At 63.8% G+C, this 26988-nt stretch carries 28 protein-coding genes; 12 read left to right on the top strand and 16 right to left on the bottom strand.

Going from position 1 to position 26988, the window contains the following annotated elements:
- Nucleotides 1-30: 30 nt before the first annotated feature.
- Both HKD27_RS13260 and HKD27_RS13255 read right to left on the bottom strand, forming a co-directional pair.
- Nucleotides 31-1590 carry a Do family serine endopeptidase gene (locus tag HKD27_RS13260; protein ID WP_062496964.1) on the bottom strand — a complete coding sequence of 520 codons (1560 nt, stop codon included), beginning with the start codon at nucleotides 1588-1590 and terminating at the stop codon, nucleotides 31-33.
- Nucleotides 1591-1708: 118 nt separating this feature from the next.
- Nucleotides 1709-2170 carry a nucleoside deaminase gene (locus HKD27_RS13255; protein WP_231748138.1) on the bottom strand — a complete coding sequence of 154 codons (462 nt, stop codon included), beginning with the start codon at nucleotides 2168-2170 and terminating at the stop codon, nucleotides 1709-1711.
- 51 nt (nucleotides 2171-2221) lie between these two features.
- Between HKD27_RS13255 and HKD27_RS13250 the strand changes: the two genes are divergently transcribed.
- The 5 genes from HKD27_RS13250 (at nucleotide 2222) to HKD27_RS13230 (ending at nucleotide 7986) form a co-directional block, all read left to right on the top strand.
- A complete protein-coding gene (locus tag HKD27_RS13250; RefSeq protein ID WP_194689692.1) occupies nucleotides 2222-2968 on the top strand; it encodes a gamma-glutamyl-gamma-aminobutyrate hydrolase family protein in 747 nt (248 codons plus the stop codon).
- Nucleotides 2965-3759: a pseudouridine synthase gene (locus HKD27_RS13245; protein ID WP_194689693.1), complete on the top strand. Its 795-nt coding sequence runs from the start codon at nucleotides 2965-2967 to the stop codon at nucleotides 3757-3759. Before HKD27_RS13250 ends, HKD27_RS13245 begins: the two co-directional genes overlap by 4 nt.
- A 3-nt stretch (nucleotides 3760-3762) precedes the next feature.
- Nucleotides 3763-4362, top strand: coding sequence for a 16S rRNA (guanine(966)-N(2))-methyltransferase RsmD (gene rsmD / locus HKD27_RS13240; protein WP_194689694.1), 600 nt, complete (start codon nucleotides 3763-3765; stop codon nucleotides 4360-4362).
- A gap of 119 nt (nucleotides 4363-4481) precedes the next feature.
- Entirely contained in the window at nucleotides 4482-7199 is a 2718-nt protein-coding gene (locus HKD27_RS13235; protein ID WP_080691991.1) for a DNA translocase FtsK, read from the top strand.
- A complete protein-coding gene (locus HKD27_RS13230) occupies nucleotides 7189-7986 on the top strand; it encodes an RluA family pseudouridine synthase (RefSeq protein WP_194689695.1) in 798 nt (265 codons plus the stop codon). Before HKD27_RS13235 ends, HKD27_RS13230 begins: the two co-directional genes overlap by 11 nt.
- Here HKD27_RS13230 and HKD27_RS13225 read toward each other — a convergent pair.
- From HKD27_RS13225 to HKD27_RS13170, 12 genes are all read right to left on the bottom strand, one after another.
- Entirely contained in the window at nucleotides 7977-8714 is a 738-nt protein-coding gene (locus tag HKD27_RS13225; RefSeq protein WP_194689696.1) for a DUF4097 family beta strand repeat-containing protein, read from the bottom strand. The two genes, HKD27_RS13230 and HKD27_RS13225, sit on opposite strands and share 10 nt — an antisense overlap.
- 20 nt (nucleotides 8715-8734) lie before the next feature.
- The gene (locus HKD27_RS13220; RefSeq protein WP_194689697.1) at nucleotides 8735-9160 is read right to left on the bottom strand and encodes a hypothetical protein; all 426 of its coding nucleotides are present in this window, start codon (nucleotides 9158-9160) and stop codon (nucleotides 8735-8737) included.
- A 141-nt stretch (nucleotides 9161-9301) separates the two neighbouring features.
- Nucleotides 9302-9724 (bottom strand): hypothetical protein, encoded by a 423-nt coding sequence (locus tag HKD27_RS13215; RefSeq protein ID WP_194689698.1) that lies wholly within the window; start codon nucleotides 9722-9724, stop codon nucleotides 9302-9304.
- 87 nt (nucleotides 9725-9811) lie between these two features.
- Nucleotides 9812-11239, bottom strand: a complete 1428-nt coding sequence (locus HKD27_RS13210) for a sugar porter family MFS transporter (protein WP_228518500.1) — start codon at nucleotides 11237-11239, stop codon at nucleotides 9812-9814.
- Between the two features lie 87 nt (nucleotides 11240-11326).
- On the bottom strand, nucleotides 11327-12346 hold the full coding sequence (locus HKD27_RS13205; protein WP_194689699.1) for an asparaginase: 1020 nt from the start codon (nucleotides 12344-12346) through the stop codon (nucleotides 11327-11329).
- A 34-nt stretch (nucleotides 12347-12380) separates the two neighbouring features.
- Nucleotides 12381-12833 (bottom strand): hypothetical protein, encoded by a 453-nt coding sequence (locus tag HKD27_RS13200; protein WP_194689700.1) that lies wholly within the window; start codon nucleotides 12831-12833, stop codon nucleotides 12381-12383.
- Nucleotides 12834-12839: 6 nt separating this feature from the next.
- Nucleotides 12840-13394, bottom strand: a complete 555-nt coding sequence (locus HKD27_RS13195; protein ID WP_024716671.1) for a Fur family transcriptional regulator — start codon at nucleotides 13392-13394, stop codon at nucleotides 12840-12842.
- Between the two features lie 59 nt (nucleotides 13395-13453).
- Entirely contained in the window at nucleotides 13454-15325 is a 1872-nt protein-coding gene (gene ptsP, locus HKD27_RS13190; protein ID WP_194689701.1) for a phosphoenolpyruvate--protein phosphotransferase, read from the bottom strand.
- The gene (locus HKD27_RS13185) at nucleotides 15318-15617 is read right to left on the bottom strand and encodes an HPr family phosphocarrier protein (RefSeq protein ID WP_011252383.1); all 300 of its coding nucleotides are present in this window, start codon (nucleotides 15615-15617) and stop codon (nucleotides 15318-15320) included. Before HKD27_RS13185 ends, ptsP begins: the two co-directional genes overlap by 8 nt.
- Before the next feature lie 14 nt (nucleotides 15618-15631).
- Complete coding sequence (locus tag HKD27_RS13180; RefSeq protein WP_062496940.1) at nucleotides 15632-16072, bottom strand: PTS sugar transporter subunit IIA; 441 nt, start codon at nucleotides 16070-16072, stop codon at nucleotides 15632-15634.
- A complete protein-coding gene (rapZ, locus tag HKD27_RS13175) occupies nucleotides 16069-17034 on the bottom strand; it encodes an RNase adapter RapZ (RefSeq protein WP_194689702.1) in 966 nt (321 codons plus the stop codon). The genes HKD27_RS13180 and rapZ overlap by 4 nt, the downstream gene beginning before the upstream one ends.
- 49 nt (nucleotides 17035-17083) lie before the next feature.
- Nucleotides 17084-17545, bottom strand: a complete 462-nt coding sequence (locus tag HKD27_RS13170) for an HPr kinase/phosphorylase (RefSeq protein WP_194689703.1) — start codon at nucleotides 17543-17545, stop codon at nucleotides 17084-17086.
- Nucleotides 17546-17614: 69 nt separating this feature from the next.
- Between HKD27_RS13170 and HKD27_RS13165 the strand changes: the two genes are divergently transcribed.
- Both HKD27_RS13165 and HKD27_RS13160 read left to right on the top strand, forming a co-directional pair.
- The gene (locus HKD27_RS13165) at nucleotides 17615-17986 is read left to right on the top strand and encodes an endoribonuclease L-PSP (RefSeq protein ID WP_228518502.1); all 372 of its coding nucleotides are present in this window, start codon (nucleotides 17615-17617) and stop codon (nucleotides 17984-17986) included.
- A 169-nt stretch (nucleotides 17987-18155) separates the two neighbouring features.
- Nucleotides 18156-18548, top strand: coding sequence for a UrcA family protein (locus tag HKD27_RS13160; protein WP_194689704.1), 393 nt, complete (start codon nucleotides 18156-18158; stop codon nucleotides 18546-18548).
- A gap of 134 nt (nucleotides 18549-18682) precedes the next feature.
- On the opposite strand, the gene HKD27_RS13155 is transcribed toward HKD27_RS13160, so the two are convergent.
- Together HKD27_RS13155 and HKD27_RS13150 are read right to left on the bottom strand one after the other, a co-directional pair.
- Nucleotides 18683-20386 carry a stimulus-sensing domain-containing protein gene (locus HKD27_RS13155; RefSeq protein ID WP_049750767.1) on the bottom strand — a complete coding sequence of 568 codons (1704 nt, stop codon included), beginning with the start codon at nucleotides 20384-20386 and terminating at the stop codon, nucleotides 18683-18685.
- 141 nt (nucleotides 20387-20527) lie between these two features.
- On the bottom strand, nucleotides 20528-21298 hold the full coding sequence (locus HKD27_RS13150) for a response regulator transcription factor (RefSeq protein WP_011252389.1): 771 nt from the start codon (nucleotides 21296-21298) through the stop codon (nucleotides 20528-20530).
- Between the two features lie 162 nt (nucleotides 21299-21460).
- Here HKD27_RS13150 and HKD27_RS13145 point away from each other — a divergent pair, with 162 nt between their 5' ends.
- The 5 genes from HKD27_RS13145 (at nucleotide 21461) to infC (ending at nucleotide 26949) form a co-directional block, all read left to right on the top strand.
- Nucleotides 21461-22138, top strand: coding sequence for a nucleotide exchange factor GrpE (locus tag HKD27_RS13145; protein WP_194689705.1), 678 nt, complete (start codon nucleotides 21461-21463; stop codon nucleotides 22136-22138).
- 112 nt (nucleotides 22139-22250) lie between these two features.
- Nucleotides 22251-23171, top strand: a complete 921-nt coding sequence (locus HKD27_RS13140; protein WP_194689706.1) for a glycosyltransferase family 9 protein — start codon at nucleotides 22251-22253, stop codon at nucleotides 23169-23171.
- Nucleotides 23168-24223 (top strand): glycosyltransferase family 2 protein, encoded by a 1056-nt coding sequence (locus HKD27_RS13135; protein ID WP_194689707.1) that lies wholly within the window; start codon nucleotides 23168-23170, stop codon nucleotides 24221-24223. Before HKD27_RS13140 ends, HKD27_RS13135 begins: the two co-directional genes overlap by 4 nt.
- Before the next feature lie 113 nt (nucleotides 24224-24336).
- Nucleotides 24337-26274, top strand: a complete 1938-nt coding sequence (thrS, locus tag HKD27_RS13130) for a threonine--tRNA ligase (RefSeq protein WP_194689708.1) — start codon at nucleotides 24337-24339, stop codon at nucleotides 26272-26274.
- Between the two features lie 153 nt (nucleotides 26275-26427).
- On the top strand, nucleotides 26428-26949 hold the full coding sequence (gene infC / locus HKD27_RS13125) for a translation initiation factor IF-3 (RefSeq protein ID WP_011252394.1): 522 nt from the start codon (nucleotides 26428-26430) through the stop codon (nucleotides 26947-26949).
- The last annotated feature ends 39 nt before the right edge of the window (nucleotides 26950-26988 follow it).

The following is a 26988-nucleotide window of genomic DNA, read 5'->3' as shown; positions in this document are numbered from 1 at the left end:
CCTTTCAGGACTGCTGCCCGGACGCCTGACTTACTGGCCGTCGTCGGAGCTGTCGTCGTCCGAACCGTTGGGAGAGACGGCGACGAAGAGCTGCTGTCCGTCACGCAGGATCCGCAGGAGCGGCGGCTGCTTGCGGCCCAGCGCCTCATGCACCTGCGCCACAACGGCCTTAGGCGACGGCGTGACGTGGTTGCCGACCGCCACGATGATATCGCCCGGACGGATACCGGACTGATCGGCCGGAGAGCCCTGTACGACATCGGCCACGACCGCGCCCTGCACGCTGTCATCGAGACCCAGTTCCTGACGCGCCCGTGGTGTCAGCGACGCCAGCGATACACCCAGCTTGCCCGCACCGGACTGCGAACTGTCGGTCGCATCGCCCGAGGCGTGATCCTGAGCGGAGAGGTTGCCGACCGTGAAGTTCACCGTCATCGGCTTGCTGTCACGCAGCAGTCCGAGCGTCGCGGGCGTGCCCGGCGCGATGGAGACGACCTTCACCGCCAGATCATGACCGTTCTTGATCGGCTTGCCGTTGAGCGTGGTGACAACGTCGCCGCTCTTGATGCCGGCCTTCTCGGCAGGGCTGCCCTTGGAGACAGACGCCACCAGCGTTCCACGCGGCGGAGCACCCGGCTCCGGAGACTGGAGGTTCAGGGCCTGCGCCATGGTCGGCGAGATGTCCTGCCCTTCAATACCAAGATAGCCGCGCGTGACATGGCCGGTCTTTTCAAGCTGGCTCACGACGGATTTCACGGTGTCGGACGGGATCGCAAAGCCGATACCGATCGAGCCACCACCATTGGGCGAGATGATCATGGAGTTGATGCCCACGACCTTGCCGTCCTGCGTGAACAGCGGACCACCCGAGTTGCCGTGATTGATCGGCGCATCGACCTGGATGAAGTCGTTATAGGCGCCCGAATGCAGGTCACGGCCCAGAGCCGAGACGATACCCGCCGTCACCGTGCCGCCCAGACCATAGGGGTTGCCCACGGCGATAACCCATTCACCCGGCTGGACCTCATCAGAATCGCCCAGTTCGATGAACGGGAGCTTGCCGGTCGGCTTGACGCGCAGCAGGGCAACGTCCGTCTTCGGGTCGCGGCCGATGATCTTGGCGGGCAGCGTCGTGCCGTCATCAAGCGTAACCGTCACCTTGGTCGCGCCGTTCACGACGTGGTTGTTCGTCACGACATAGCCGTCAGACGAGATGATGAACCCCGAGCCGCGGGCCTCGACCGTGCGGTTGGGCTGCTGCTGCGGCATCATCTGGAACGGGAAGGGAAACGGGAACGGCATGCCGCCGCCCTGTCCGCCACCACCGCCCGGACCGTTTTCCTCTTCATCCGCCACATCCGCCTTGATGTGGGACGTGATGGAGACGACGGCCGGCTTCACCTGTTTGACGAGATTGACGAAATTGGGAAGCGTCTGAACGCCCGTCTGCGGTTTGATGGCTCCGCTGGCGGCTGTCGTGGCACCGGCCTGGGGGGCGGCCGAGGGCGTGTCCGCAAAAGCGAACGGCGCCGAAACCAGCATCGTGGTGGCAGCAAGGGCGGAGAGGGACGCGCGAAAACGTGAGGTCATGTCAATCCCGACTGGTTACGAAAACATCATGGCTATAGCGTTGAACTATGGACCCCGTTCCCGTTCCGCAAGCTGACCGGCGTGTGAAACATCCGTAAGTTCATGACGGACTGTGAATTCAGCCCTCTGAAACACGGGTTCCGGCTGGAATGCGCAGCCTGCGGAAAAACGCTTTCAGCATCTCCGACGCCTCGCGTTCACACACCCCGCCGATCACTTCAGGACGATGCAGACAGGACGGACGCTCGAAAATACGCGGCCCATGTTCCACGCCGCCGCCCTTGGGATCGTAAGCGCCGAACACGACGCGCCCGATCCGGAAATGCACGATCGCAGCCGCGCACATCGGACATGGCTCCAGCGTCACGACCAGCGTGCAGTCCGTCAGGCGCGGGCTTTTCAGACGTGCGGCCGCCTCGCGCATGGCCAGAAGTTCGGCATGGGCGGAAGCGTCATGTGCCCCTTCCACATGATTGCGCGCAACCGCCAGAACGCTTCCGTCCGGCGCGAGCACGACCGCGCCCACCGGCACTTCACCACACGATGCCGCCTCGCGTGCGGCCTGCAACGCGGTCTGCATGGCCGGGCCGATATCCGTCTGAATCCTTGTCTCACCCTGAATCATGATGCGATGATGCGGCGCATGACCCTTACCCGTCCATCCCCTTCGCGCCGCGCGCCCCTGATCGGCCTGACGCTGAATCATGAACCCGGTGGCGTAGGGCAGTTCTCGCGCTATCCGTTCCATGCGCTGCGGGAAAACTACCTGACGGCCGTGAGCGATGCGGGCGGGATGCCGGTCTGTCTGGGCTATGACTGCGATGCCGAAGCCCTGATGGCGCGGCTGGACGGGCTGATCGTCACGGGGGGCGCGTTTGACGTCGATCCGGCGCTGTATGGTGAGGCACCTCATCCGCTGACCAGCCCTCGCCCGGCCCGGACGTCCGCCGAACTGGCGCTCCTGCGGGCTGCACTGGCGCAGGGCAAGCCGGTGCTGGGCATCTGCGGCGGGATGCAGCTTCTGGCCGTGGAAGCCGGCGGCACGCTGATCCAGCATCTGCCGGAAGAGCAACCGGGGGACCTGCAACACGAACAGCCCAACCCGCGCCACGAACCGGGACATGACGTCGAAATCGTTCCCGGCACGAAACTTGCGCAGATCGTGGGAACGGACCGTATGGCGGTGAACTCCTCGCATCATCAGGCCGTGCGCGACCCCGGAGCGGCCAGAATCTGCGCCCGCGCACCGGATGGAACGATCGAGGCCATCGAGCTTGAAGGCCCCGGTTTTGCCATTGGCGTGCAGTGGCATCCCGAATTCTCCCTCGACCCCGGCGACCGTCGCCTGTATGCGGCGCTTGTGGAGACTGCACGATGACCGACGACAATACCGAAAACACCGCCCCCGAGATGGAAACCTCCGGCCCGAAAGGCGAGCGCATCGCCAAGGCACTGGCCCGCGCCGGCGTGGCCAGCCGCCGCGATATCGAACGCATGATCGAGGATGGCCGCATCAAGCTGGGCGGACAGATCGTCACGCATCCGGCGACCTTCGTGCAGCCGGGCGACATCGTGCTGGTGGACGGCAAGCCCGTGGACTCCCCCGAGCGCACGCGCCTGTGGCGGTATCACAAGCCCGATGGCCTGATGACGACGCACAAGGACCCACAGGGCCGCCAGACCGTGTTCGACACGCTGCCCGAGGGCATGCCGCGCGTTATCAGTGTCGGGCGTCTGGACATCAATTCCGAAGGCCTGCTGCTGCTGACCAATGATGGCGAACTGGCCCGCCGCCTTGAGCTTCCGGGCAATTCCTGGGTCCGCCGTTACCGCGTGCGCGTTTTTGGCATCGTGGACGAGAAGCGTCTGGCCTCGCTGATCGACGGTTTTGAATATGAAGGCGTGCGCTACGGCTCCATCGAGGCCGCGCTGGACTCCACAAAAGGCGACAATTCCTGGCTGACGGTCAGCCTGCGCGAAGGCAAGAACCGTGAGATCCGGCGCGTCATGGAAGGCCTGAACCTGCATGTCAGCCGCCTGATCCGCCTGTCCTACGGACCGTTCCAGCTTGGCTCGCTCAAGGCGCGCGAGCTTGAGGAAGTACCGGGCAAGACGCTGCGTGAACAGGTGCCGGACCTTCCCGCGCCGAAGCGTCACCGGACGCGCTGATCCATGCGGATTGTTGGAGGAGACAACAAGGGCCGTGCCTTGACCGCGCCGTCCGGAACCAGCACACGCCCCACATCGGACCGCACGCGACAGGCGATTTTCGACATGCTCGCCCATGCGCCCTGGTACGGGCAGAACGAGCTGGAACAGGCCCTCGTGCTGGACTGCTATGCCGGAACCGGCGCGATGGGGCTTGAAGCCCTGTCCCGCGGCGCCGAAAAAGCCGCGTTCATCGAGCGCGACCGCAATGCACTGGCAGCCCTGCGCATCAATCTGGACATCTGCAAAGCGCGGGACCGCTCCCGCGTGCTGAGTTGCAGCGTCACGCATCCGCCCAAAGCCACGGAACCCTATACGCTGGTGTTCCTCGACCCGCCCTATGGCAAGGGACTGGTCGAATCGGGTCTGCGGGCGCTGGCGCGGAATGGCTGGCTGGCGCAGGACGCGCTGATCGTGACCGAAACAGGCGCCACGGAAGAATTCACGCCCATCGTGCCACCTTCCGAACACTTTATGCCCACATTGACGCCAGAAATCCTCTGCGAGCGTCGTTTCGGCGCCGCGAAGGTGACGATCTGGAGGCATTCCTCCACTTTTCCTTAATTTTCCCTCTGTATTCAGTACCCTGTCGGCTATAGTTCAGAGTGAATTTTACAAGCCGCTAATCCAGAAAACCGACGGGGTGACGAGACTTGGCCGCGTTCAGCCGATCGACCAGTACAGTGCGCAACATCGTCCGCGACGCGCATGACCGGCACATGACACCAAAACTGCGCAGTGCCCTGCGCGCACGCTGCATGGAGCTGCTCGGGCTTGTCCTGCTGATCTTCGCCGTGGCGGTCGGGATCGCCTTGTGGAGCTTCAATCCGCACGATCCGTCCTTCAACACCTCGACCGGAACACAGCCGACAAACCTGCTGGGCCGCACGGGTGCGACCATTTCGGACGGGCTGATCCAGTGGCTCGGCCTCGGCAGCGGCATGCCGATCGTCATCCTTCTGGCCTGGGCCTGGCGCATGGTCCGTCATCACGGCATGAGCCTGCCGATCCTGCGGATCGTGGCCGCTCTCGCCCTCCTGCCCGCCAGCGCCACATTCATCGGCACGCTCCAGCTTCTCATTCCCGGACTTGAAGTCGCCTGGCCGACCGCCAGCGGTCTGGGCGGCGAAATGGGCGTGTCCTGCGCGCATCGCCTTCTAGACGCGGCCCATGCGGAAGCCGGAGCCGCCGGGAACGCGATTGCTGTCATTCTGGTCCTGCTGCTGATGGGGCTTCTGCTCCCGCTGGCCATGGGTCTTGAAGCCCGCGAATGGCGCGCGCTGGGCCAGACGCTCATGCTTCTGGGCCGCCAGCCATTCTCGCTCGCAAAACGCATGAACGGTCCGCAGACAACCGATCGCCCGGCTCCGGACCCGCGGATGTACGAGTTCCAGCCGAGCCCCGCTGGTGGCGCTCCGGCTGCGGATGCGGCCCCCCTCTCCTTCCTGCGCCGCAGCTTCGGCAAGAGCGATCCGCGCTCGCGTCCCGCGCCCTTCGTGCCGCAGAATACCGGCTGGATGCAGCCGCCGATGGAAACGCAGGACGATCCCTACAGCCAGCCTGCCGCGGAAACGCGCGCGATCAGCCAGACGGAAGCCGCGGCCGCCCGCGCACGCCAGACCGCCGCACCCGAAGAAGAGGACGTCCCGTCCAACCCCTATGCCGAGCGTCTGGCCCAGATCGCCCGCCAGCGCGACACGCCGTTGCCGCCCGTGCGGCGCCAGATCGACGACGAAATGGACGAGGACCTGCCGCAGAGCAGCATCGACACGCCGCCCGAGCCCGAGCCGCAGAAGCGCGGCCTGTTCGGGATGCGCCGTCCGGAACGTCCGCCCGAGCCTGTACCCGCGCGCCCTGTTGCGCCGCGCAATGCCGTAACGACCGGCTGGGAACTGCCTTCCCTGTCCCTGCTGAACCCGCCGCCGCCGCATGCTGTAACGGGTCCGTCTCAGGAGACACTGCAGTCCAATGCGCGCCTGCTGGAAAGCGTTCTGGCCGATTATGGCGTGCAGGGCACGATCGGCGATATCCATGCCGGTCCGGTCGTCACGCTGTACGAACTGGAACCCGCACCGGGCATCCGCTCGTCCCGCGTGATCGGGCTGGCCGACGACGTGGCGCGCTCCCTCTCGGTCCTCAGCGTACGTATCGCGACCGTGCCGGGGCGGAATGTGATCGGCATCGAGGTCCCGAACGCCAAGCGCGAGACGGTCTATTTCTCCGAACTGCTGCGCACGCCGGAATGGCTGAACGGCACCGGACGCCTCCAGATCGCGCTCGGCAAGGATATTGCCGGTGTTCCGGTCTATACCGACCTCGCGAAAATGCCGCATCTGCTCGTCGCGGGTACGACGGGTTCGGGTAAGTCGGTCGGCGTGAACGCCATGATCCTGTCGCTGCTCTACCGGCTTAGCCCGGAAGAGTGCCGCCTGATCATGATCGATCCCAAGATCCTCGAACTGTCGATCTATGATGGCATTCCGCATCTCCTGACGCCGGTCGTGACCGAGCCTGCCAAGGCCGTCAGCGCGCTGAAATGGACCGTGCAGGAAATGGACCGCCGCTATCGCCTGATGGCGCAGCTTCAGGTCCGCAACATCAACGGCTACAACGAGCGCGTGAACCAGCTTCGCGCCACGGGCGAGATGGTCACCAAGCGGGTGCAGACCGGCTTCGATCCCGAAACAGGCCGCCCGGTGTTCGACGAACAGCAGGTCGCAACGGAAAACCTGCCCTATATCGTCGTCGTCATCGATGAGATGGCCGATCTGATGATGGTCGCGGGCAAGGAAATCGAGACGGCGGTGCAGCGTCTGGCCCAGAAGGCCCGTGCGGCAGGCATTCACGTCATCATGGCGACGCAGCGGCCTTCCGTTGATGTCATCACCGGCACCATCAAGGCCAACTTCCCGACCCGGATTTCCTTCCAGGTCATCAGCAAGTTCGACAGCCGCACCATCCTTCAGGAACAGGGCGCAGAGCAGCTTCTGGGTCAGGGTGACATGCTGTTCATGCAGGGCGGCGGGCGCATCACGCGTGTTCACGGCCCGTTCGTGGCGGATGACGAGGTCGAGGCCGTAGTGGCGGATCTGCGCTCCAAGGGCGACCCGATCTATAACGACGACGTGGTCTCCGGTCAGGACGACGACAGTGCGGGCGGCCTGACGGCAGGGTCCGGCTCGGGTGGTGACGGGGAAGGCAGCCTGTTCGATCAGGCGGTGGACGTCGTCATGCGTGAAGGCCGTGCCTCCACCAGCTTCATCCAGCGTCATCTCTCCATCGGCTATAACCGCGCGGCCAAGCTGATCGACCAGATGGAAAAGGAAGGCATCATCGGTGCGGCCAACCATGTGGGCAAACGCGAGATCCTGATCCGCCGCAAGGAAGAGCATGAAGACTGACCGGAAAGACCGGATCCGGCGCGCAAAAGCCGCGCGCAACGCACATAAACCACGGCGCCTGCCCCAACAGGCCGCCTCCCCTGCCCCGGAAGGGCCGCGCACCCCATTTCACCCCGGCATGGACATTCCCGTCCTGCTGGAAACCCCCCGCTTCCTGATTCTGGACAAACCGGCCGGTCTGGCGGTTCATCCCGGCCCCTCCACACAGGATTCCGTTGAGACACGACTGCTCCCGCATCCACGCGGGGGACCATGGCTGGCGCATCGGCTGGATGCGGATACGTCCGGCTGTCTGCTGGTCGCACGGCGCAAGACGGCGCTGATCGAGGCGCAGAAGGCGTTTCAGGAGCGGCAGGTCCGCAAGCTGTACTGGGCTATCGTGGTGGGCGATCTTCCGCAGAATAGCGGCGAGATCGACGCGCCGCTTCTGCGTCAGTCTGATGCCTCGGGCTGGCGGATGGGCGTCGATGCGAAGGGCGACGAAGCCCGCACGCGCTGGCGGGTTCTGGGGCGTGGCGAGGGTCTGTGCTGGGTGGAACTGGAACTGCTCACCGGGCGGACGCATCAGGCGCGCATCCATTGCGCGGAACTGGGCACGCCGATCCTTGGCGATCCGGTTTACGGAACCTCTGCCCCGGACGACTCAGCTTTGCCGGGGCTGCATCTTCTGGCCCGCAGTCTGGAACTAAGCCTGCCATCCGATACGCTCAGCGCACAGGCCCCGCCGCCAGAGTTCATGGCGGCGAGCCTGCGGGCGATGGGCTTTGAAAGCGACGCTCAGTCCTGAACAAGCTTCAGGGACCCGGCCACGCTGCGGACGATGATGTGATCGCGGCCATCGCCGACCTTGCCGGTGGCCGTAATCGTCCGGACCTCTTCCGAATTGCCGGATTCTTTCTCCCAGTTCCCCATCTGCACCGTGAGGCCGAGGGACTGCTGGAGAGGGAGCGTCGTCTCTGAACGGCGCTGTTTCAAGCGGATGTCGAATGTTCCACCAAAACCATGCGGCAAATGGATCGTCATATCGCCGCTGATCGTGCCGATATCGATCGTGCGCATCTGGGAGGCAGTGTCGAGCATCAGGGTCATGTCTCCGCTGATACTGCGGATCATGATATCCCGGCCGGCGTGATCGAGAGTGCTCTCGCCACTCATGGTGCGGATGGAGACGGCGCCGTCCGCGTGATCCAGCGTGACGTTTCCACTCGCGCTGCGGACCTCGACGGCTCCGGCGGCGTGCTCCACATCCAGCGTACCGCTGACCGTATGGACATCGAGCGGGCCGTGGGACTGCGTGACATGGATGTCGCCGCTGACGGTCCGGACGGACAGGGGGCCGTCCGATGTCCCGACAGTGACATCTCCGCTGACGGTGGAGAACTTTCCGCCTTCAGGCAGGGTGGACTGGGAAATATCGTCCGAAATGGAGGACTGGCTCAACGGCGCGGCACAGACCGGAAAGGCCAGTGCGGTCCCGAGGGCGAGGATAGGAAAAGAGAGCGTGAAACGGGTCATGGGATGGGATCTTTCCGGCTTCAGAACTGTGCAGTGGCAACGGGGCGATTGAGCAGCGCGGCATGAACGCCGCGTGCGATCGCCCAGGCCGTGAGAATTCCCCAGCCAAGCGTCAGCCCCCATGGCACCACCATGAACACCAGTCCGAGACCACCCGTAATAGCGCCCAGACCCGCGACCATGAGATGGATCATCCCGATGACCGTCAGGGCCAGAACGCCGTACCAGAACATCCGGATCTGCCAGTCCAGCTGCGCGCGCTTCAGCCCCGTCGCGGAGCGGCGGCCTGAATGCGCGATCATCACCCCGATCAGGGCGGTCACGCCCGTGAAGAAGCCGGCGATGTACAGGGCATAAACCAGCAGGACCAGATCGCGCCCGGTTTCGGCGTCGTCTCCGCGGCCGTAGCGGTTTGCGGGTTCATACGGGGCGTAGGATGCGTACATGAGGGAAAGCTCCTCTGAGAAAAACTCGACAGCAACCCTGATGCATGAACCGTGCCAGAACCGGATTTACCGATGTTCTGGCAAGAGCGGCCAGTCTGAAAGCCGGGAAACTGGCGAATTACGCCAGTTCGACGACGAAACCTACTCGGCCAGGGCGCGGAAGCGTTCCGGCAGCGGGCCACGTCCAGCCAGAAAGCCCCGCAGCCCCACAATGAGCGCGACCAGCAGGACGATATTCCACACAACGAAAATGCCGATCGGCAGCAGGAAGAGAAGCTGACCGGGGCCTGAGCTGCCCGGCGGTTCCGTCATGAAGCACGCCAGGAACAGCGCGGCCGAACCGATGATGAATGCCACATCGTACCAGAACAGGCGCACCAGCCAGTTCAGATGCGCCCGCTCCATGCCCACGCTCGATCCGCGCAGGATATAGGCAAGGATCACACCCGCCAGCAGGCTGATCCCGGTGAAGAACCGGGCAATATAGAGCACATAGACGAGCAGGACGCCGCCCTTGCTCACATTGCGGCTGATGTCACGGGAAGATGGGGAAAATTCGCTCAAGCGCGTTTCCTTGATGAAGGTTTAAATGAAAACGCCCGGCCAGAGGGGCCGGGCGCATGGTCACTCGATGGTGATGCCCGGAAAACTCTAGCGGCCCAGTTTGCGGAGTTTCACACCCTGCATGAGCCGTTTTTCGATGACTGCGAGAGACATGCCCCGCGTCTCGGGGACGAACAGGATCGTCAGCAGCAGGAACAGCGAGTTCAGTCCGGCGAAGAGCCAGAACGTGCCCGCCGTTCCCAGCGTCTGCATGAGCGTCAGGAAGCTGACACCCACCAGAAGATTCGTCATCCAGTTGGTGAAGGTCGAAATTGCGATCCCGAAATCGCGTCCGGCCAGCGGCTGGATTTCCGAACACAGAACCCATGTCAGCGGTCCCGCCGACATGGCGAAACCGGCGCAGAAGATCATCAGCAGGAAGACGGCCGCAATCTGGGAGGACTGCGTGGTCATGCCGGTCTGGAGCAGCATGGCCAGAACGCCCATGCCGAGCGCCATGACCGTGAAGCCCGCATAGAGGATCGGCTTGCGGCCCCAGCGATCAACCAGGCCCAGCGCCACGAAGGTCGCGAGCATGTTCACCAGTCCGATGATCGCCGTGCACCACATCTGCGACTGTGCATCGAAATGCGCGGCCGCGAGGATGTTGGGCGCGTAATACATGACGATGTTGATGCCTGCGAGCTGCTGCATCATCTGCAGCATCACGCCCAGCGCCACGGAACGACGGAAATTGGAGTTGGTCAGGAAGAGTTTGAAGCCTTCCTGTTTCGTCTCCAGCTGCTCCCGGATGGCACGGATTTCCTTGGCAGCTTCCAGCGGATCGTTCCGCAGGTCGAGCAGGATCTGCCGGGCTTCCCTGTGCCGGCCCTGCGCCATGAGCCAGCGCGGGCTGTAGGGCAGGAACAGGACGCCGATCAGGAACAGCACGGCCGGGATGCCGGCGACGCCGAACATCCAGCGCCAGTTGCCGCTATAGGAAAAATACGTGTCGGACAGGAACGCGATGAAGATACCGACCGTCACCATGAGCTGATAGGTCGAGACCATCGCCCCGCGCGCATCCTCGCTGGCGATTTCGGACAGGTAGAGCGGCGCCGTGAAGGCGGAAATACCAACCGCGATCCCCATGACGACCCGGAAGGAAATCATGGACGCAACCGACCAGCTCATCGCACAGCCGATCGTGCCAATCACGAAAATCGCACCGCCCACGATCAGGGAATGCTTGCGGCCAAGCGCCTTGGACATCCAGCCCGCACTCAGCGCACCCGCCGCCGCACCGGCCATCATGGAGCTGACAACCCATTCCAGCGCGAGGGTGGACGCGTGATATTCCCTGCCGAAAAGATCCAGCGCGCCCGCGACGACCCCGATATCAAGTCCGGACATGAGGCCCGCCAGCGCCGCGATCACGCCGATGGCGATGATCTTGAAGCGTGTTGCATCGAAAATGGATGTGCTACTGTCATCCTGCGGCAACAGGGTCTCTGTCGTTCCGACCTGATCATTCATCTGGTAGCGCGTTCCTTTCACTCAGTCATAAAGTGACACCTCCCTGTTGCCGGGATGTCATATCCGTAATCTGTAACACAAAACCGTTTACAGCGGCAGGGCACTGCGGATTTCGCCGACCGTAAAGCCGTTCCAGTTCCGCAGTGTCTGGACGGATGTCGTGTCCAGAATGTCGCGGTCTGCTGCGTCCGCACACAGGGTTTCCCCGCCGAAGCGACGCAGCAGGGCGGACATCGCAACCTCCGCCGCACGGTTGGCGCCGTCATCGGTCTTGATGGCCAGACCCAATCCCAGTTCAGGCAGGGAGGCGATCATCACGCCTTCCGCGCCCATTTTCACAAAAACCCGCGTGCCGAACCGATCCATGATTTTCGTGTCGTAGCGCCCCGTCCCCGCGACCATGAACGGATTGGCCGCCACGGCCTCACGAAGACGTGTGGCCGCACGGAAACGCCCTTCGGACAGTCCGGTTCCTGCGCCAAATCTTGCAAAACCTTTCGCCAGCGCTTTCAGCGGAACGGCATAGGTCGGCATGGAACAGCCATCCATGCCGCGATTTCTGTCGTCATGGGGTGTGTCCATCATCGCGGCCAGCACATCCGTCACGCGGCGCTGGATCTCGTGGGACGGATCGATATAGCCGGTCGGATCGACGCCCTGATCGCAGGACAGGCACACCATGCCCGCATGTTTACCGGAGCAGTTGTTGTGCAACGGGCAGGCGTTCTGATGGGCAGCGGCCAGAGCGCGGCCCGCGGGTTCATAGGTCGGCCAGTGCGTTCCACATTCCAGGGACCCGACATCCCGGCCTACGGAAGCCAGCATCGTGGCAGCCATTTCGGCATGGGCCTTTTCGCCGCCATGCGAGGCGCAGGCCAGAGCCAGCGCGTCATTGCTCAAGCCGAGCCGGTCGGCCGCGCCACTTTCCACCAGTTCGATGGCCAGCAGGGATTTGACGGTCGAGCGCGGGAAGACAGCGGCGTCCACGTCACCGCAGGACCACACCACACCACCATCGGCATCCACGACGACGGCCCGGCCCAGATGGTGGGATTCCACACGTCCGCCGCGCGTGACCTCGGCCAGAAGGCCCGACTGTGCTGCCATAATGAATTCCTCTCCCTGCCTCTCATGGTGTCTGTCATGACGTTTGTGATCCGAGCACATAGCACGGACGGCCGTCCTGGCGATCCTCCGTCAGCCAAGGCTGGATCAGGCGGCGACGCACCCGCACCACCCCCATCTCGCCTGCGGCAGAAACATCCGCGAGGTCTTCCGCCAGATTGACGGCGGTGCGGAACATGAGGCCGTCCGCCAGCGGCAGGCCATCCCGCACGAGGCTCCGGGCAGTTCCGGCGTCCGTCAGGTGATACACGAACGCCTCTCCCGCAGGGGGGCGGAAACCGGCGGGGTCGAGAAAAGAGGCCTCAACATCCGCAGCGGCCAGATGCGTGAGCGGTGGGCTCCAGTTCAGAAGGTCCGGCTGCTCCGTCACAGGCGCGGGAACGCGGAGTGACGTACTGGAAGACCGGGGGCGGCGAGACTTCGGCAGTTTTTCAAACAGGGACGCCGGGGGCGGGGAACGGCGGCCCATGATGTCTTAGCCCGCTGCGGTTTTGGGACGCCGCACCGGTGTAACGCCGGCTTTCTGGCAGGCCGCGCACAGGCCCTCAATTTCAACGGTGGCAGCCTCGGCACGGAATCCCATGCTTTGCGCCGCACGGGTCAGAACCGGGGCAATAGCGTCCTGTTCCAGTTCCCAGGCGCGGTCGCAACCGCGGCAGATCAGGAACTGCGCGCGGTGCATCCCGCCTTCGTCATGGTGATTGCAGCCATGCGGACATTCCACGGCATGCGAACAGCCGACAAAGGCGCTCAGGCGCTCCAGACGGTGGATCAGGCTGTTCTCCAGCAGGAACTCCAGCGCGCGGTAAACCGTGGGTGGCGCGGCTTTCGGATGGGCGGGGCGCAGTCTGGCCAGAAGGTCATAGGCGCCGGAGGGCTTTTCGCTCGACAGAATCAGACCCAGTACCAGACGGCGGGTTTCCGTCAGGCGTTGTCCGTTGCGCTGGCACCATTCGGCCGTGCGATCGAGGCGTTCCGTGACCTCGGGCGAAAAGGTGAGCGTGTCAGCAATGGCAGAAGAATCCGGCATGAGGGTCAATATGGCATTCCCGTCGCGCTTTGCCGAGAGACCCGTGCGCAAACATCAGGTCAGGTTGCGAACTGCCGCACCAGATCGCGGATCACGACCGGATCGGTTTCCAGCATGACCTGACGGCGCAGCTGGTCGCAGTCTTCGAGCGTGAGAGTACGGATCAGGCGTTTCACGCGTGGCAGAGACGCGGAATTCATGGAAAAAGACCGCAGACCCAGGCCAATCAGCAACGCCACCACCCGGGGATCGGACGCCATCTCGCCACAGACCGAAATCGGACGGCGCGCCCGCAGCGCCGAATCCGCAGCCGCCTCAATCAGCCTCAGCACACCGGGATGGAGCGGGCTGTAGCGGTCCGCCACCATGGAATCCGCACGGTCCACGGCAAGCGTGTACATCGTCAGGTCATTGGTGCCGAGCGCCATGAAATCGGCGTGTCGGGCCAGCGTGTCCACCGTGAGCGCCGCGGCCGGAGTCTCGACCATGATCCCCAGTGGGGGCAGCGGATCGGGGAGCGTGTGTCCCTTGCGCTTGAGGCGGCGCACCACGCGATCGTAAATCTCGCGCGCGTCCACAATTTCGTCTGACGACGTGACCATCGGCAACAGGATCCGCACCCGACCGGGTGGAACGCCCTCGGCAGGCTCGGCGGCGCGGAGGATGGCCGCGAACTGCGTCTCCAGCACCTCCGGCACGCGGAGCAGAAGGCGCACGCCCCGCAGACCCAGCGCGGGATTGTCTCCGTCCGCGACCTGTTCCGCAAGACCCAGCCTGCGCATGCAGGCACGGCCCTTCTCGCCACCCCAGTCCAGCACGCGGATCGTCACAGGCCGTCCGTCCATGGCCTGAACGATGGCGCGATAGGCCTCCGTCTGGCCGTCTTCGTCCGGCAGGTCTTCGCGTTCGCCGAACAGGAATTCGCTGCGCAGCAGGCCGATGCCCTTGGCGCCATTGCGCAGGAGCATCGGCATTTCCGCCGGGAGTTCCAGATTGGCCGAAAGCTCAATGTCCTCGCCGCTCTGAAGCTGGGCGGGCAGGCGCTTGAGGCGCCCGAAAGCCCGCTTTTCCTTGACTTCACGCTGTGCGGATTCTGCCGCCAGCCGCAGTTCGGTCTCGTTGGGAGAAAGCGTGACGGTGCCAAGATGCCCGTCCACGACCAGCATCTCGCCTTCCTGCACCTGCGCCATGAGGTTCGGCACGGCGAGGATGGCGGGAATGTCGAGCGCGCGCAGCAGAATGGCCGTGTGATCGGCCCCACCACCGCCCTGCGTCACCACGGCCGCAATCCGGGCCGGGTCGATCATGGCGACGTCGGCCGGACGGAGCTGCTCGGCCACCAGAATGGAGCCAGGCGGCAGGCTGGAAAACGCGCGATAGGAAATGCCGGTCAGGTTCCGAACGAGGCGGCGGCCGATTTCCTCGAACTCACCCGCCAGACGCAGATTGGCGTCGGCTTCCTGCGTATTGTTCTCGCGCGCCACGGCCTCGGCCATGCGCGAGACCTGCAACGCCAGTTCCCGCGTGACTTCCGAAACGGCAGCCTCGGCGCACAGCCCCTCGTCGGCAATCCGGCTGCGAACCTGACGCAGCAGCCGCGACGGGCCGAGCATCCGCTCATAGACCATCAGAAGGGAGGCGATTTCCTCGCGGCCCTCTTCCGGCAGCCCGACCAGCCGGTCCCGCATCTTTTCGATCTGGTGAAGCGCGCGGGCGATCGCCTCGTCCAGCCGGACGCCCTCGGCTTCCGGCCCGATGGCGCTGTAGCGTTCGGTAATGTCGGGAAGGGGAAGTTCCTCGACACGCCCGGCGGGACCAAGCCCCATGCCCGGCGTGATGGCCTTGCCCTGAAGGAGAACGCCGGAACGCGGGCTGCGGCGGGAGGAGCGGGCGGAACGGCTGCGGGTCGGTCGCCCTGAGGCTTCAGTCACGCTCGCCAAACCCGTCCGCGATCAGGGCTGCCAGTGCATCCAGCGCTTCGGCGGCCTGCGGGCCGTGGGCGCGAAGCGTGACGTCCTGCCCTTCTCCCGCGCCCAGCATCATCAGCCCCATGATCGACAGGGCGGAGACGACATTGGTGCCATGGGCGATCGTGGTCTCAGCGTCAAAACGCTCGGCTGTGGTGACGATCTTGGCGGCGGGGCGGGCATGAAGGCCCAGATGATTGACGATGGTGACGGTGCGGGGGGCAACTGTACCGGGAGAAAGGGTCGTGTCGCTCATTCAGTGAACTCAATTCAATGAACCGGCAGCGTACAGGCACGCGGCCCGCCATGGAGACAGGGGTCGGGAAGCTGTGACGCCACGGCGATATACTTCCGCCCGGCCATTGTGGCCTTTTCCACGCAGCCTGCAAGGTCCAGATCCCGCCGCGTTTTCGCCAGCTTGACCAGCATGGGCACATTCACGCCCGACACAACCTCGACATGCCCCGGCTCCCGCAGGGAGAGCGCCAGATTGGACGGTGAGCTGCCAAAAATGTCCGTCAGCAGCAGTACCCCGTCCCCGGTATCGAGGCGCTGAAGCAGGCGTTCGGCCGCCGGGCGGAGCACCGCCGGATCATCGTCATCCGCTACGCCCACCACGCCGACCTGCGTCTGGGGTCCCACGACATGCACCAGCGTTTCCAGCAGGACATCCCCAAGACGCCCATGCGTTACCAGCATCAGTCCGATCATACCGTTGTGTCCTGTGAGGGATCCTGGGGTGGAACGGCCCAGCGCCAGGACGCCAGACCCTTGCGGGCGAGTTCACGGTGCAGGACCATCATCGGCCCGACCGGTACCGTTTTCGGGAGAATGCGGGCGAGTTCTTCCACGATCGTCACCGAGCGATGACGGCCGCCACTGCACCCGATGGCAATGGTCGCGTATTTCTTGCCCTCCGCGACGAAGCGGGGAAGCACAAGCTCCAGAAGGCTCTGGATATGGCTGAAAAACGCGGGATAGGCTGGGTCCGACTTCACATACTGCACCACTGCCTCGTCCAGTCCGGTCATGGGCTGGAGGGCGGGATCATAATGGGGATTGCGCAGGAAGCGTGCATCAAAAACCATGTCCGCCTCGCGGGGCAGACCGGACGGATAGGCAAAGGACATCAGTGCAACCGTCAGCCCTTCCCCGCCCGTGCTGCCAAAGCGCGTCTCGATCAGCTGGCGCAGTTCCGGCGATGGCAGGTCGGAGGTGTCGATGACGAGATCCGCATTGGCCCGCAGCGGGGCCAGAAGGGCGGTTTCCTGTTCAATTCCGGGAAGAATGGTGCCGCTGGTGACCAGTGGATGGCGGCGGCGCGTGGCGGTGAAGCGACGCAGAAGGATTTCGGGTTCGGCGGTGGCATAAAGGAGCTGCACCGAGCAGTCGGGCAGAAGTCGGAGGCGTTCGAGCTCTTCCAGCACACGGGAGGCCTCGAACCCGCGACTGCGGACGTCGATCCCGATGGCCAGATTCTGTCCGGCCCGTGACGCGAGCGCCTGGATCAGGTTCAGGGGTGGGTTGTCCACGACCTCATGACCCAGATCTTCCAGAACCCGCAATATGGATGATTTTCCCGCCCCGGACAGACCCGTCACGATCAGGATCCGGCGGGAACCATGATCATATCCGGATATGGAGCCAGACTCGGGATGGTTCGCCGATGCCATGCGCCACACTCTAGCCGTTTTTCCCTTTGTGCGGAACTATTTCGCACCTTCACGTTTCCGCAACATTTTCGCCTGCTCCGGCCACCCATTCATAGGTGCCGCAGCAGGCCTTCAGGGCCGCCCTGATCCGCGCCACCGTTCCCGGAAAACCGGGCTCCAGACGTAGCATGACCGCTCCCGTCCACGGGTCCCGGCAGGGCTCCGGCAGACGGGGCTGCCCCTCGCCCAGACAGACCCGCAGACGCACCGTCGCATTTGTGACAAAAGATGTCCTCAGGATTCCCACCCCCCGGACCTCGATCAGCCCCGCAAGGCGGTCAGGGGCGGACGCCACGGCGCCGTCCAGCAGGACCCGGTCATCCGCCACGAGATCGAAACCCGCATCCATCAGCCGCAGGGCCAGTTCGGATTTTCCCGACCCGGGAGGGCCGGAAATCAGCACGCCGTCTCCGTTACACGCCACGCAGCAGGCATGGACCGAGCCTTCAGGCAGAAATGACAGGACGGACATGATGGATTGCGACCTCCACGGGAGCGGACTAAGACCTTGGGTCGGACAGGGGCATGACGGATCCCTGACATGGAGCAGGACCACGAACCCATGGGCGCATCCTTCCCTCACCAGACCGTCACCGTACATGGAGACGAAGTCACCTGCACCGATTTCAGTGGCTTCGGTCCGGACGGGGACCGTCCCGGCCGGCTGTCGGATGAATGTCAGGCCGCACTTTTCGCCATTTCCGAAGCTCTGGCCGATCATGGCCTCACCCTGGGCCACACCCGGCACGTCGCCGCCATGATTCGCGAAGGTCAGACCTTTGCCCAGTGTCAGGCTGCCCTGAACGAGGCCCTGGCGGCGGCAAAACCCGCCCTGACCCTGCGGATCGTGCAGCGTTTTCCCCTGCCCGAGCAGCGCATCGCCCTCAGCCTGACCGCAACACCGGATAAATAACAGCAAAACACGCCATTTTATGGCGCAACGGACCGTTTTTACGGTTTTAGGGCTTTAGGCAGCTTTTCCGAACGGATTTAAGGCGCAGAAAACAGAAATTGGCACGCTTCATGCATTGAAGATTTCCAGACGCCACGAGCGTCGGATTCCTCTTCAGGAGCTTCATGCCATGATCCGCTTTTCTTCCCTTCTGATCTGCGCCCTGTCTGCCAGCATTGTCCTGCCCCTTCAGGCCGCTCGGGCTATCCCGACATCCGCCGGGACCACTTCGGCCAGCACCACGCCTGCCAGCACTGGCAGGGTCAGCATGAGAGTTGATCTGTCCTCGCTGGATCTCACGTCCCGGAAGGGCTGGGAAACGGCGACGCAGCAGGTCACCCAGGCCTCCCACGCCGTCTGCCACCAGCTTCAGGAGGAAGACTGGTTGCTCGCAACCGACGTGACCGACTGCGAACAGGACGCCCTCTCCGATGCCCGGACCAGCCTGTATGACCTGCGCGACCAGCAGCGGGCCAGCCGCAGGAACGGCCATGTCTTCCTCGCCCTGTCCGCCAGGAAGTAACGGTCATGGCCCGACATCTCCTCCCGCTGCTGGTCCTGGCCCTCCCCTTTGCGGCGACGCTCGTGCCGGGCGTGATCGACGGGCTGTCTTCGGGGCCAGCCATCACCGTTCAGGCCCCGGTCCGGCTGTCAGCCTCAGGGCGCGCGGGGCAGCCGCACCACGAAGCAGGCGCCGCGGATCGCCCCGGACGCATCCATGCGGTTCTCGGCGAACAGGCTGCCGCGCAGGGCGTGAATGATTTGCCGGCTGATCGCGAGGCCGAGTCCGGAATGCTGGCCGAAGTTTTCGGTCTGGGGCCGCTCTGAATAGAAACGGTCAAAAATGCTGTCGAGCTTTCCGGGCGGAATGCCAGGGCCCTGATCAGTGATGGTGATTTCAACCACGCTGCCGGTCCCGGGCCCTTCCCCGGCAATGTCGCGCGCGCTGGCATGCAGGGCGATGATGCCCTTTGGCGGCGAGAACGACACCGCATTGCCGATCAGGTTGCGCAGGACCTGCACCAAGCGGTCTTCCACAGCCAGCGCCTTCAGCGGCGGGTCCTGATCGCGGACATCGAGCCGGAGCACGGGATCGTTCTCACGGCGCGTCGTCTGATGCATTTCCGCGAGAATGGACAGAAGGGCCACGACCGAGACGGGTTCGGGACGCACCCGGGAGAGTTCCGCGTCGATGCGGCTGGCATCGGAAATGTCCGTAATCAGGCGGTCGAGCCGTTTGACGTCGCTATTGATGATGCCGAGCAGCCTCTCGCGCCGTTCAGCGATCTGGATGCGCGGCAGGGTCTCGATGGCTGAACGGATGGAAGAGAGCGGATTCTTGATCTCGTGGCTGACATCGGCGGCAAAGCGTTCGATGTCGTCCATCCGCGCCCAGAGCGCCAGCGCACTGCCACGGAGCGAGCGGGCCAGAACACCGATTTCGTCACGCCGGGCCAGAAGCCGTTCCGGCACAAGATCCTTGCGGCCATCCGTCTCGCGCATGTCGTTGGACGCACGCGCCAGCGTCAGCAGCGGCCGGGCGATCGTGAGCGACAGGTACCAGGACAGCAGGACCGTCACGACGAGGGCAGCCAGAACCAGCGACAGGATCGAGGAGCGGACAGCAAAGAGCGTCCGGTCGACTTCCGGCGCGTGACGGGTGAGCTGGATTTCGCCAACCGTCACGCCATCGCGCACAACAGGCTCCACGACCGTCACGACAAGCTGATGGTCCTTGGTGCGCCGGATGAAGGGCGGCAGTTCCGCCTGGGAGTGGAACGGCTGGGCATCATGCGGGCCGTCCATGGCGGTGTCATTGGTGTCGAGCGTCACTTCCTCGCTGGAGGTCAGCGGCAGGAGCGACAGCAGCCAGTCGTAGAAACTTTCGAGAATATTGTTCCGGGGCGGCTGCCACGATCCTCCATCGACAGGGTCGGGAGCAGCATGATCCTGTTTGCCACGCGAGGCCGTGCGACTGTCCACGACAAGCTTGCCGTCCGGATCGAACAGCAGGGCATGGGCGTTGGGGCTCGGTTCGGTCAGTCGGGCCAACAGGGGGCGCGCCTGCGCGACGTCCAGTTCCAGATTACCGCCGGGCGCCGGATGGCCGGGCGCATGGGCGCTGACCCGGACGGCAGACTGGCCGAGAGCTCCGGCATAGATATGGGCCTGCTCGCGCAGGGCGTTGACGTCGGTTTCCAGCAGGCCGTTCTGGAACTGGTCCAGAAACAGCAGCGTGACAGCCAGAAGAGCAAGCGGCAGGGCATTGAGCAGCAGGATCCGCACCAGAAGCGGCGAAGCCAGACGCCGGCGCGACAGGGAGATCTCCGACGCCCGGCGGGGGCGCAGACGCCTCAGGATCTTTGCGCCGACACTCCGCAGGGACTCGCCCAGCCCCGCACGGGCCGATTCGGCACGGCGCCGGTCTCGACCCTGTTCGAGCCGGTCGACGTCGAGCGCGTGACCTGTCGGGAAGGAAGCGGAGTCATCATCCACGCGCGCTTACTCGTCCCGGTAGCGGTAGCCGATGCCGTACAGCGTCTCGATCTGGTTGAACTCGTCATCCACCTGACGGAACTTCTTGCGGACGCGCTTGATATGGCTGTCGATCGTGCGGTCATCGACATAGATGTTGTCGCCATAGGCGGCGTCGATGAGCTGATCGCGGGACTTCACCATACCCGGACGCAGAGCGAGCGCCTTGACCAGCAGGAACTCCGTGACCGTCAGCGCAATGTCCTGGCCACCCCACAGGCACTGATGGCGTGTTTCGTCCAGCGAGAGCTGGCCACGCACGATGGCGGAGCCGACGGCGGCAACCCCCGTGGCCTCGGCCCGGCTGGCATCCTGACGGCGCAGCAGGGCGCGGATGCGTTCGATCAGCAGGCGCTGGGAGAACGGCTTGGTGATGTAGTCGTCAGCCCCCAGGCGCAGGCCCATGAGCTGGTCCAGTTCCTCGTCCTTGGACGTCAGGAAAATCACCGGCAGGTTCGAGCGAGCGCGCAGGCGCTGGAGCAGTTCCATGCCGTCCATGCGCGGCATCTTCACATCCAGAACCGCGAGGCTGACGGGGCGCGAGGTGATGCCCTGCAGCGCGCTTTCGCCATCGGTATAGGTGTGGACGGTAAATCCTTCGGCTTCGAGCGTCATCTGGACGGAGGCGAGAATGTTCCGGTCATCGTCCACCAGCGCGATGATCGGCGCGGCGGAGGCTCCGGTCGGCGTCTGCGAGGCAGAAGCGGGCGGCGCGTAGGGGGTTCGGGGCGTCTCCATGAGGGGTCCGTCTGCTAAGAACTGTTGCGGCCTTTTACCTATAACCCATGATCCATGATGGCGGAAAATAGGCTTTTCAGTGACATGATGCGTCGCTATGCGACAGCGCAACCCTTGTCTTTGAGACAATCAGCGTTATCTCCTGAAGAAGAACGGGGCCGCATGATGGCCCGTCCCACCAAAGAAGGTCGTGACATGACAGACCACAACGCCTCGCCGGAAACGGCCCACGACGTGCCTGAACAGGGCGTCGAGACCTCCGGCCACGAAACGCCGGGCATGAACGAAACCGGCGGTGAAACGCTGGAAGAGACGACTCCCGAAGCCCGGATCGAGGCTCTTGAAGCACAGGTTGCGGAACTCAAGGACCGCTGGGTCCGTTCCGAAGCCGAAAGCCAGAACATCCGCGCCCGTGCCAAGCGCGACATCGAGGATGCGCGCCAGTACGCCATCCAGAAATTCGCCCGTGACGTGGTCGAGGCTGCCGAGAACCTTCAGCGCGGCCTGGCGTCCCTGCCCGCAAAGACGGAAGGCGAGGACGTCCTCATCACCAAGCTGCGTGAGGGAATCGAAGGCACCGAGCGGTCCTTCATCAACATTCTCGAACGCCACGGCATCACCTGCGAAGACCCGACCGGCAAGCCGTTCGACGCCAACCTGCACCAGGCCATGGCGGAACAGCCGTCCGACCAGCATCCGTCGGGCCATGTCATGCAGTCCTGGACGCCGGCATGGCTGCTCAAGGGCCGTCTGCTGAAGCCGGCCATGGTCGTTGTGGCCAAGGGTGGCGCCCAAGGGAGTTCCTCGGCTGCTCCACAGGGCGTCGACAAAACGGTCTGATCCTTTCCCCCAAGCAGAGGGGCAAAGGACCGAAATCCCATGTCCGGGATTTCTTTGCGGAACGGCAGCCGTGAATGGTTGGCGTTCCGCAACACCCTGCTAAAGTCGGCTCATGAGTCGCATTCTTGTCATAAAGCTCGGCGCCTTGGGCGATTTCGTTCAGGCATTCGGAGCTTTCGCGTCCATCCGGGCCGCTTTTCCCCACGCCACACTGACCCTCCTGACCACAGCACCCTTCGTGGATCTGGCCCGTGCTGCGCCGTGGTTCGACGAAATCCTGACGGATGACCGTCCGTCGATGGGCAACCTGCCGGGGCTATGGCGCCTTTCCAGAAAACTCCGCGGCTACGACCGGGTCTTCGATCTTCAGACCTCGGGGCGTTCGAAAACCTATTTCCGCCTCGCCGGACAGCCCGCAAACTGGTCCGGCATTTCCGACGGGTGCTGCCATCCGCACGGCAATCCGTCACGCAACGACATGCATACGCTGGCCCGACTGGATGACCAGCTTCATGATGCCGGCGTCACGCCCCTGCCCCGCAGTGTTCCGCGCTGGCTTCAGGGACATGGGCCTGACATCGCCGCGCCCTACGCCGTTCTGGTGCCGGGTGCGGCGTTCCACCGCCCGCAGAAACGCTGGCCTACGTCGCGCTTCGCCGAGGTCGCCAATATGCTCGTGGCAAAAGGCATCCGCCCCGTCATCGTGGGAACGCAGGCCGAGGCTCCACTGGCTCAGGACATGCTGCGCCTCTGCCCTACCGCCCTCGACCTAACAGGCCGGACCACGCTTCTGGAACTGGCTGGCGTGCTGGACGGGGCGGAAATCGTAATCGGGAACGACACCGGCCCGATGCATCTGGCCGCCGCAATGGACACGCCCTGCATCACGCTCTTCGGCCATGACAGCGACCCGCGCCTGACAGCTCCCCTCACCCCCACGGCAGGCCGCACGGATCTGATCGTGGTGCCTGATCTGGCGATGCTGCCCGCCTCCCGGGTCGAGACCTGCATGGAGGCAATGCTCTCCCGATGACCCGGGTCCGCTGCGTCATGATGCAGAAGAACGAGGCGACACTGCTGGAGCCCTGGATTCTGTGGCACGCGGCGATTTTCGGCTTCTCCAATCTGACCGTCATCGACAATGGCTCGACCGATCCGGCCGTTCTGGACATCCAGACGCGGTATGAAGGCAAAGGTGTCCACATCGTCAGGGACCATGCATCCCCCGGCGATTTCCTGCACAAAGGGGACGTCATTGCCGGGATCATCCGGCAGTGGGACGCGGAGAATGCCTGCGATTTTGCCGTACCACTGGATTGCGACGAGTTCCTGACGGTCTTTCTGGACCAGCTTTCGCTCGATCCGGAGGTCATCCGACGGCAGTTCGATTATCTGGCGCAGGAAAACGCCACGTTCATTACGGACCGGCTTCTGCTGAACGTGCCGGAGGCGCCGGATTACTATCTGCCCCAGATCGTGCGGCGCGGACTGTTCCGGGCGCAGACGATCGTCAGTCTGGACCGGGGGTTTCACAACCCTCAGAGCATTTATCCCGAGCGCTACGTCCGCACGCCGTTCGTGCATCTCCATCTGCATAATCGTCCGGACTATGAAGAAATCCGCCGTTTCGCGCGACAGAAACTGGCCGCTTCGGAAACCGGCGAGACGCTGGAGCACCCTCAGGACGGGACGCATCTTCACTTCTATTTCGAAACCGGCGCCGCGGATTTTTCCGCCGGGTATCGGCCTGTTTCGAACATCTATGCCCCCGTGATCGCACAACGCCTGCGGGAGCTGGGGATTGATCCGGATATCCTGCTTGGAACCGGCAATACCATTCCGCATCCACCCCTCAACATTCCCTCCGGCTTTGTCGCGCATCGGGCACGGGAAGACGGGCAGCAGCACGAATACCGGATGTTCGATCCGGTCTTCTACGCCGGGAACAACCCGGATGTGGCGCAGGATGCCTATTACGGGATCTGGCCGCTTGTCCATTATCTCACCTGCGGATGGGATGAAGGCCGACAGTCCGATCCCGGCAATGTCCCGCCGCTTGTGCTTCAGATGGACAAAGCGACCTGAAAACGGACTGTCTGTCCGTCTGGGGGTTGCAGCGCGGCGGGGATTGAGGCCATTTACCGGTTCGTTTTTCGGCAGAGCGATCTGCCGTCCCCACTCGCACAGGAGCGATCTCCATGCCCGCCATCACACTCCCCGACGGAAGCGTCCGCACATTCGACGGGACGGTGACGGGCACGACGATCGCGGCTTCCATCGGGCCGGGTCTTGCCAAGGCCGCCATGGCGATGGAAGTGGACGGCAAGCCCGTCGATATCGGGACCGAAATCAGCAGCGATGCGTCCGTAAAGTTCATCACCCGCAAGGATGAGGACGCGTTGGAAATGATCCGCCATGACGCGGCGCATGTTCTGGCCGAGGCCGTGCAGTCCCTGTGGCCTGAAACGCAGGTCACGATCGGACCAAGCATCAAGGACGGCTTTTATTACGATTTCTCCCGTGAAAAGCCGTTCACCCCGGAAGACTTCCCGGCCATTGAAGCCAAAATGCGCGAGATCGTGGCGGCCAATACGCCGTTCGTCCGCGAAGTCTGGGACCGTGACGAGGCCATCCGTTTCTTTGAAGAAAAGGGCGAGGACTTCAAGGCGCAGCTGATCCAGGACCTGCCGGAAGACGAGCAGATCTCGATCTACCGTCAGGGTGAATGGCTCGATCTGTGCCGTGGCCCGCATCTGCGCACGACCGGCGATGTCGGCACGGCATTCAAGCTGATGCGCGTGGCCGGGGCCTACTGGCGCGGCGACCACCGCAACCCCATGCTGACCCGCATCTACGGCACCGCCTGGCGCGACAAGAAGGAGCTGGACGCCCATCTCCTGCGCCTTGAGGAAGCCGAGAAGCGCGACCATCGCCGCATCGGCCGCGAGATGGACCTCTTCCACATCCAGGAAGAAGCCGTCGGGCAAATCTTCTGGCACCGCAAGGGCTGGCGCCTGTACACGGTCCTGCAGGACTACATGCGTCGTGCGCAGGAGCGGAACAACTACGAGGAAGTCCGCACCCCGCAGCTCGTGGACCGCGCGCTCTGGGAGGCTTCGGGCCACTGGGACAAGTATCGCGAGAACATGTTCATCGCGACCGTCGAGGACGAGGACAAGACGCTTGCCCTCAAGCCGATGAACTGCCCGTGCCATGTGCAAATCTTCCGCCACGGTCTGCGTTCCTATCGTGAGCTGCCGCTGCGGATGGCGGAATTCGGCGCATGCCACCGTTACGAGCCGTCGGGCGCACTCCATGGAATCATGCGCGTGCGCGGCTTTACGCAGGACGACGCCCATATCTTCTGCACGGACGACCAGATCGCGGACGAAACCGCGAAGTTCGTGAAGATGCTGGCAGAAGTCTATTCCGATCTTGGATTCGACACCTTCCGCGTGAAGTTCTCCGATCGTCCGGAAACACGTGCGGGTTCGGATGAAGTCTGGGACCGGGCCGAAGGCTCGCTCAAGAAGGCCTGTGAAATCGCGGGCGTCGAATACGAGTACAATCCGGGTGAAGGTGCGTTCTATGGTCCGAAGCTGGAATTCGTGCTGACCGACGCCATCGGTCGTGACTGGCAGTGCGGCACGCTTCAGGTGGACTACGTCCTTCCGGAGCGTCTGGATGCGTCCTATATCGGCGAGGATAGCAACCGTCATCGCCCGGTCATGCTGCACCGCGCGATTCTCGGCAGTTTCGAGCGCTTCATCGGCATCCTGATCGAGCAGTATGCCGGCAAGTTCCCGCTCTGGCTGGCACCGACGCAGGTTGTCGTGGCGTCCATCGTCTCCGACGCCGCCGACTACGCCAACGAAGTCGCGGCAACGCTCAAGGCCGCGGGACTCCAGGTCGAGACCGACACCCGCAGCGACAAGATCAACGCCAAGATCCGCGAACACAGCCTTGCGCGCGTTCCGGTCATCCTGGTCGTGGGTCGCCGCGAAGCCGAGGAGCGCAAGGTCGCCATGCGGCGTCTGGGCGGCGCGGCACAGGAGATCCTGTCGCTCGACGACGCCGTTGCAGCCCTTGCGAAAGAGGCTCAGGCCCCCGACATCGCGCGCTTTGCAAAGGATTGAACGTAATCCCCTTGCACCGGGCGTAAGGCAGGACTATGTGCAGAAGGAACGGGATCGGGAATGGCCGTATCCCGCCTTTCTTCGTGAAGGCGGATGCTGCTGACCGGACCCGAACGAAACTGATGACAGGAGCTGACCATAGCTAGACCGCCGATGCAGGCCGCGCCCACCCGTGAAGGACCGCGCGTCAACGAGGAAATCCGTGTTCCGCAGGTTCGTCTGATTGACGAAGAAGGCGAAATGCAGGGCGTTATGACGACCCGGGATGCCCTGATGCGCGCTTTTTCGGTGGGTCTCGACCTTCTGGAAATCAGCCCGACCGCTGTTCCTCCTGTCGTGAAGATTCTCGACTACGGCAAGTTCAAGTATGAGCAGCAGAAGAAGAAGAACGAAGCCCGCAAGAAGCAGAAGGTCATTGAGATCAAGGAAGTGAAGGTTCGTCCCGGTACGGGCGAGCACGACTTCCAGACGAAACTCAAGGCCATTCACAGCTTTCTTGACGAGGGCGACAAGGTCAAGATTTCCCTGCGCTTCAAGGGCCGCGAAATGGCCCATCAGGAACTCGGCATCAAGATGCTTGAGCGTATCCGGCAGGAAGTCGAGGAAAAGGCGAAGGTGGAGCAGATGCCCCGCCTTGAAAACCGCCAGATGCTGATGGTGATCGCACCCCGCTAAGGGGCGCTTTCAGCCCGCACATGAAAAACCGGCCGCCCT

Source organism: Gluconobacter sp. R75690, assembly GCF_015244525.1.
Taxonomy (GTDB): Bacteria; Pseudomonadota; Alphaproteobacteria; order Acetobacterales; family Acetobacteraceae; genus Gluconobacter; species Gluconobacter potus.
Note: the sequence above shows the minus strand (reverse complement) of the source record. Positions and strands in the feature narration are given on the sequence as shown.

Excerpts from the sequence above, each read along its gene's own strand:
- HKD27_RS13260 (WP_062496964.1), bottom strand. The coding sequence starts at position 1,590 with ATGACCTCACGTTTTCGCGCGTCCCTCTCCGCCCTTGCTGCCACCACG.
- HKD27_RS13255 (WP_231748138.1), bottom strand. The coding sequence starts at position 2,170 with ATGCAGACCGCGTTGCAGGCCGCACGCGAGGCGGCATCGTGTGGTGAA.
- HKD27_RS13250 (WP_194689692.1), top strand. The coding sequence starts at position 2,222 with ATGATGCGGCGCATGACCCTTACCCGTCCATCCCCTTCGCGCCGCGCG.
- HKD27_RS13245 (WP_194689693.1), top strand. The coding sequence starts at position 2,965 with ATGACCGACGACAATACCGAAAACACCGCCCCCGAGATGGAAACCTCC.
- rsmD (WP_194689694.1), top strand. The coding sequence starts at position 3,763 with ATGCGGATTGTTGGAGGAGACAACAAGGGCCGTGCCTTGACCGCGCCG.
- HKD27_RS13230 (WP_194689695.1), top strand. The coding sequence starts at position 7,189 with ATGAAGACTGACCGGAAAGACCGGATCCGGCGCGCAAAAGCCGCGCGC.
- HKD27_RS13225 (WP_194689696.1), bottom strand. The coding sequence starts at position 8,714 with ATGACCCGTTTCACGCTCTCTTTTCCTATCCTCGCCCTCGGGACCGCA.
- HKD27_RS13220 (WP_194689697.1), bottom strand. The coding sequence starts at position 9,160 with ATGTACGCATCCTACGCCCCGTATGAACCCGCAAACCGCTACGGCCGC.
- HKD27_RS13210 (WP_228518500.1), bottom strand. The coding sequence starts at position 11,239 with ATGAATGATCAGGTCGGAACGACAGAGACCCTGTTGCCGCAGGATGAC.
- HKD27_RS13205 (WP_194689699.1), bottom strand. The coding sequence starts at position 12,346 with ATGGCAGCACAGTCGGGCCTTCTGGCCGAGGTCACGCGCGGCGGACGT.
- HKD27_RS13200 (WP_194689700.1), bottom strand. The coding sequence starts at position 12,833 with ATGGGCCGCCGTTCCCCGCCCCCGGCGTCCCTGTTTGAAAAACTGCCG.
- HKD27_RS13195 (WP_024716671.1), bottom strand. The coding sequence starts at position 13,394 with ATGCCGGATTCTTCTGCCATTGCTGACACGCTCACCTTTTCGCCCGAG.
- HKD27_RS13185 (WP_011252383.1), bottom strand. The coding sequence starts at position 15,617 with ATGAGCGACACGACCCTTTCTCCCGGTACAGTTGCCCCCCGCACCGTC.
- HKD27_RS13180 (WP_062496940.1), bottom strand. The coding sequence starts at position 16,072 with ATGATCGGACTGATGCTGGTAACGCATGGGCGTCTTGGGGATGTCCTG.
- rapZ (WP_194689702.1), bottom strand. The coding sequence starts at position 17,034 with ATGGCATCGGCGAACCATCCCGAGTCTGGCTCCATATCCGGATATGAT.
- HKD27_RS13170 (WP_194689703.1), bottom strand. The coding sequence starts at position 17,545 with ATGTCCGTCCTGTCATTTCTGCCTGAAGGCTCGGTCCATGCCTGCTGC.
- HKD27_RS13165 (WP_228518502.1), top strand. The coding sequence starts at position 17,615 with ATGGAGCAGGACCACGAACCCATGGGCGCATCCTTCCCTCACCAGACC.
- HKD27_RS13160 (WP_194689704.1), top strand. The coding sequence starts at position 18,156 with ATGATCCGCTTTTCTTCCCTTCTGATCTGCGCCCTGTCTGCCAGCATT.
- HKD27_RS13150 (WP_011252389.1), bottom strand. The coding sequence starts at position 21,298 with ATGGAGACGCCCCGAACCCCCTACGCGCCGCCCGCTTCTGCCTCGCAG.
- HKD27_RS13145 (WP_194689705.1), top strand. The coding sequence starts at position 21,461 with ATGATGGCCCGTCCCACCAAAGAAGGTCGTGACATGACAGACCACAAC.
- HKD27_RS13140 (WP_194689706.1), top strand. The coding sequence starts at position 22,251 with ATGAGTCGCATTCTTGTCATAAAGCTCGGCGCCTTGGGCGATTTCGTT.
- HKD27_RS13135 (WP_194689707.1), top strand. The coding sequence starts at position 23,168 with ATGACCCGGGTCCGCTGCGTCATGATGCAGAAGAACGAGGCGACACTG.
- thrS (WP_194689708.1), top strand. The coding sequence starts at position 24,337 with ATGCCCGCCATCACACTCCCCGACGGAAGCGTCCGCACATTCGACGGG.
- infC (WP_011252394.1), top strand. The coding sequence starts at position 26,428 with ATGCAGGCCGCGCCCACCCGTGAAGGACCGCGCGTCAACGAGGAAATC.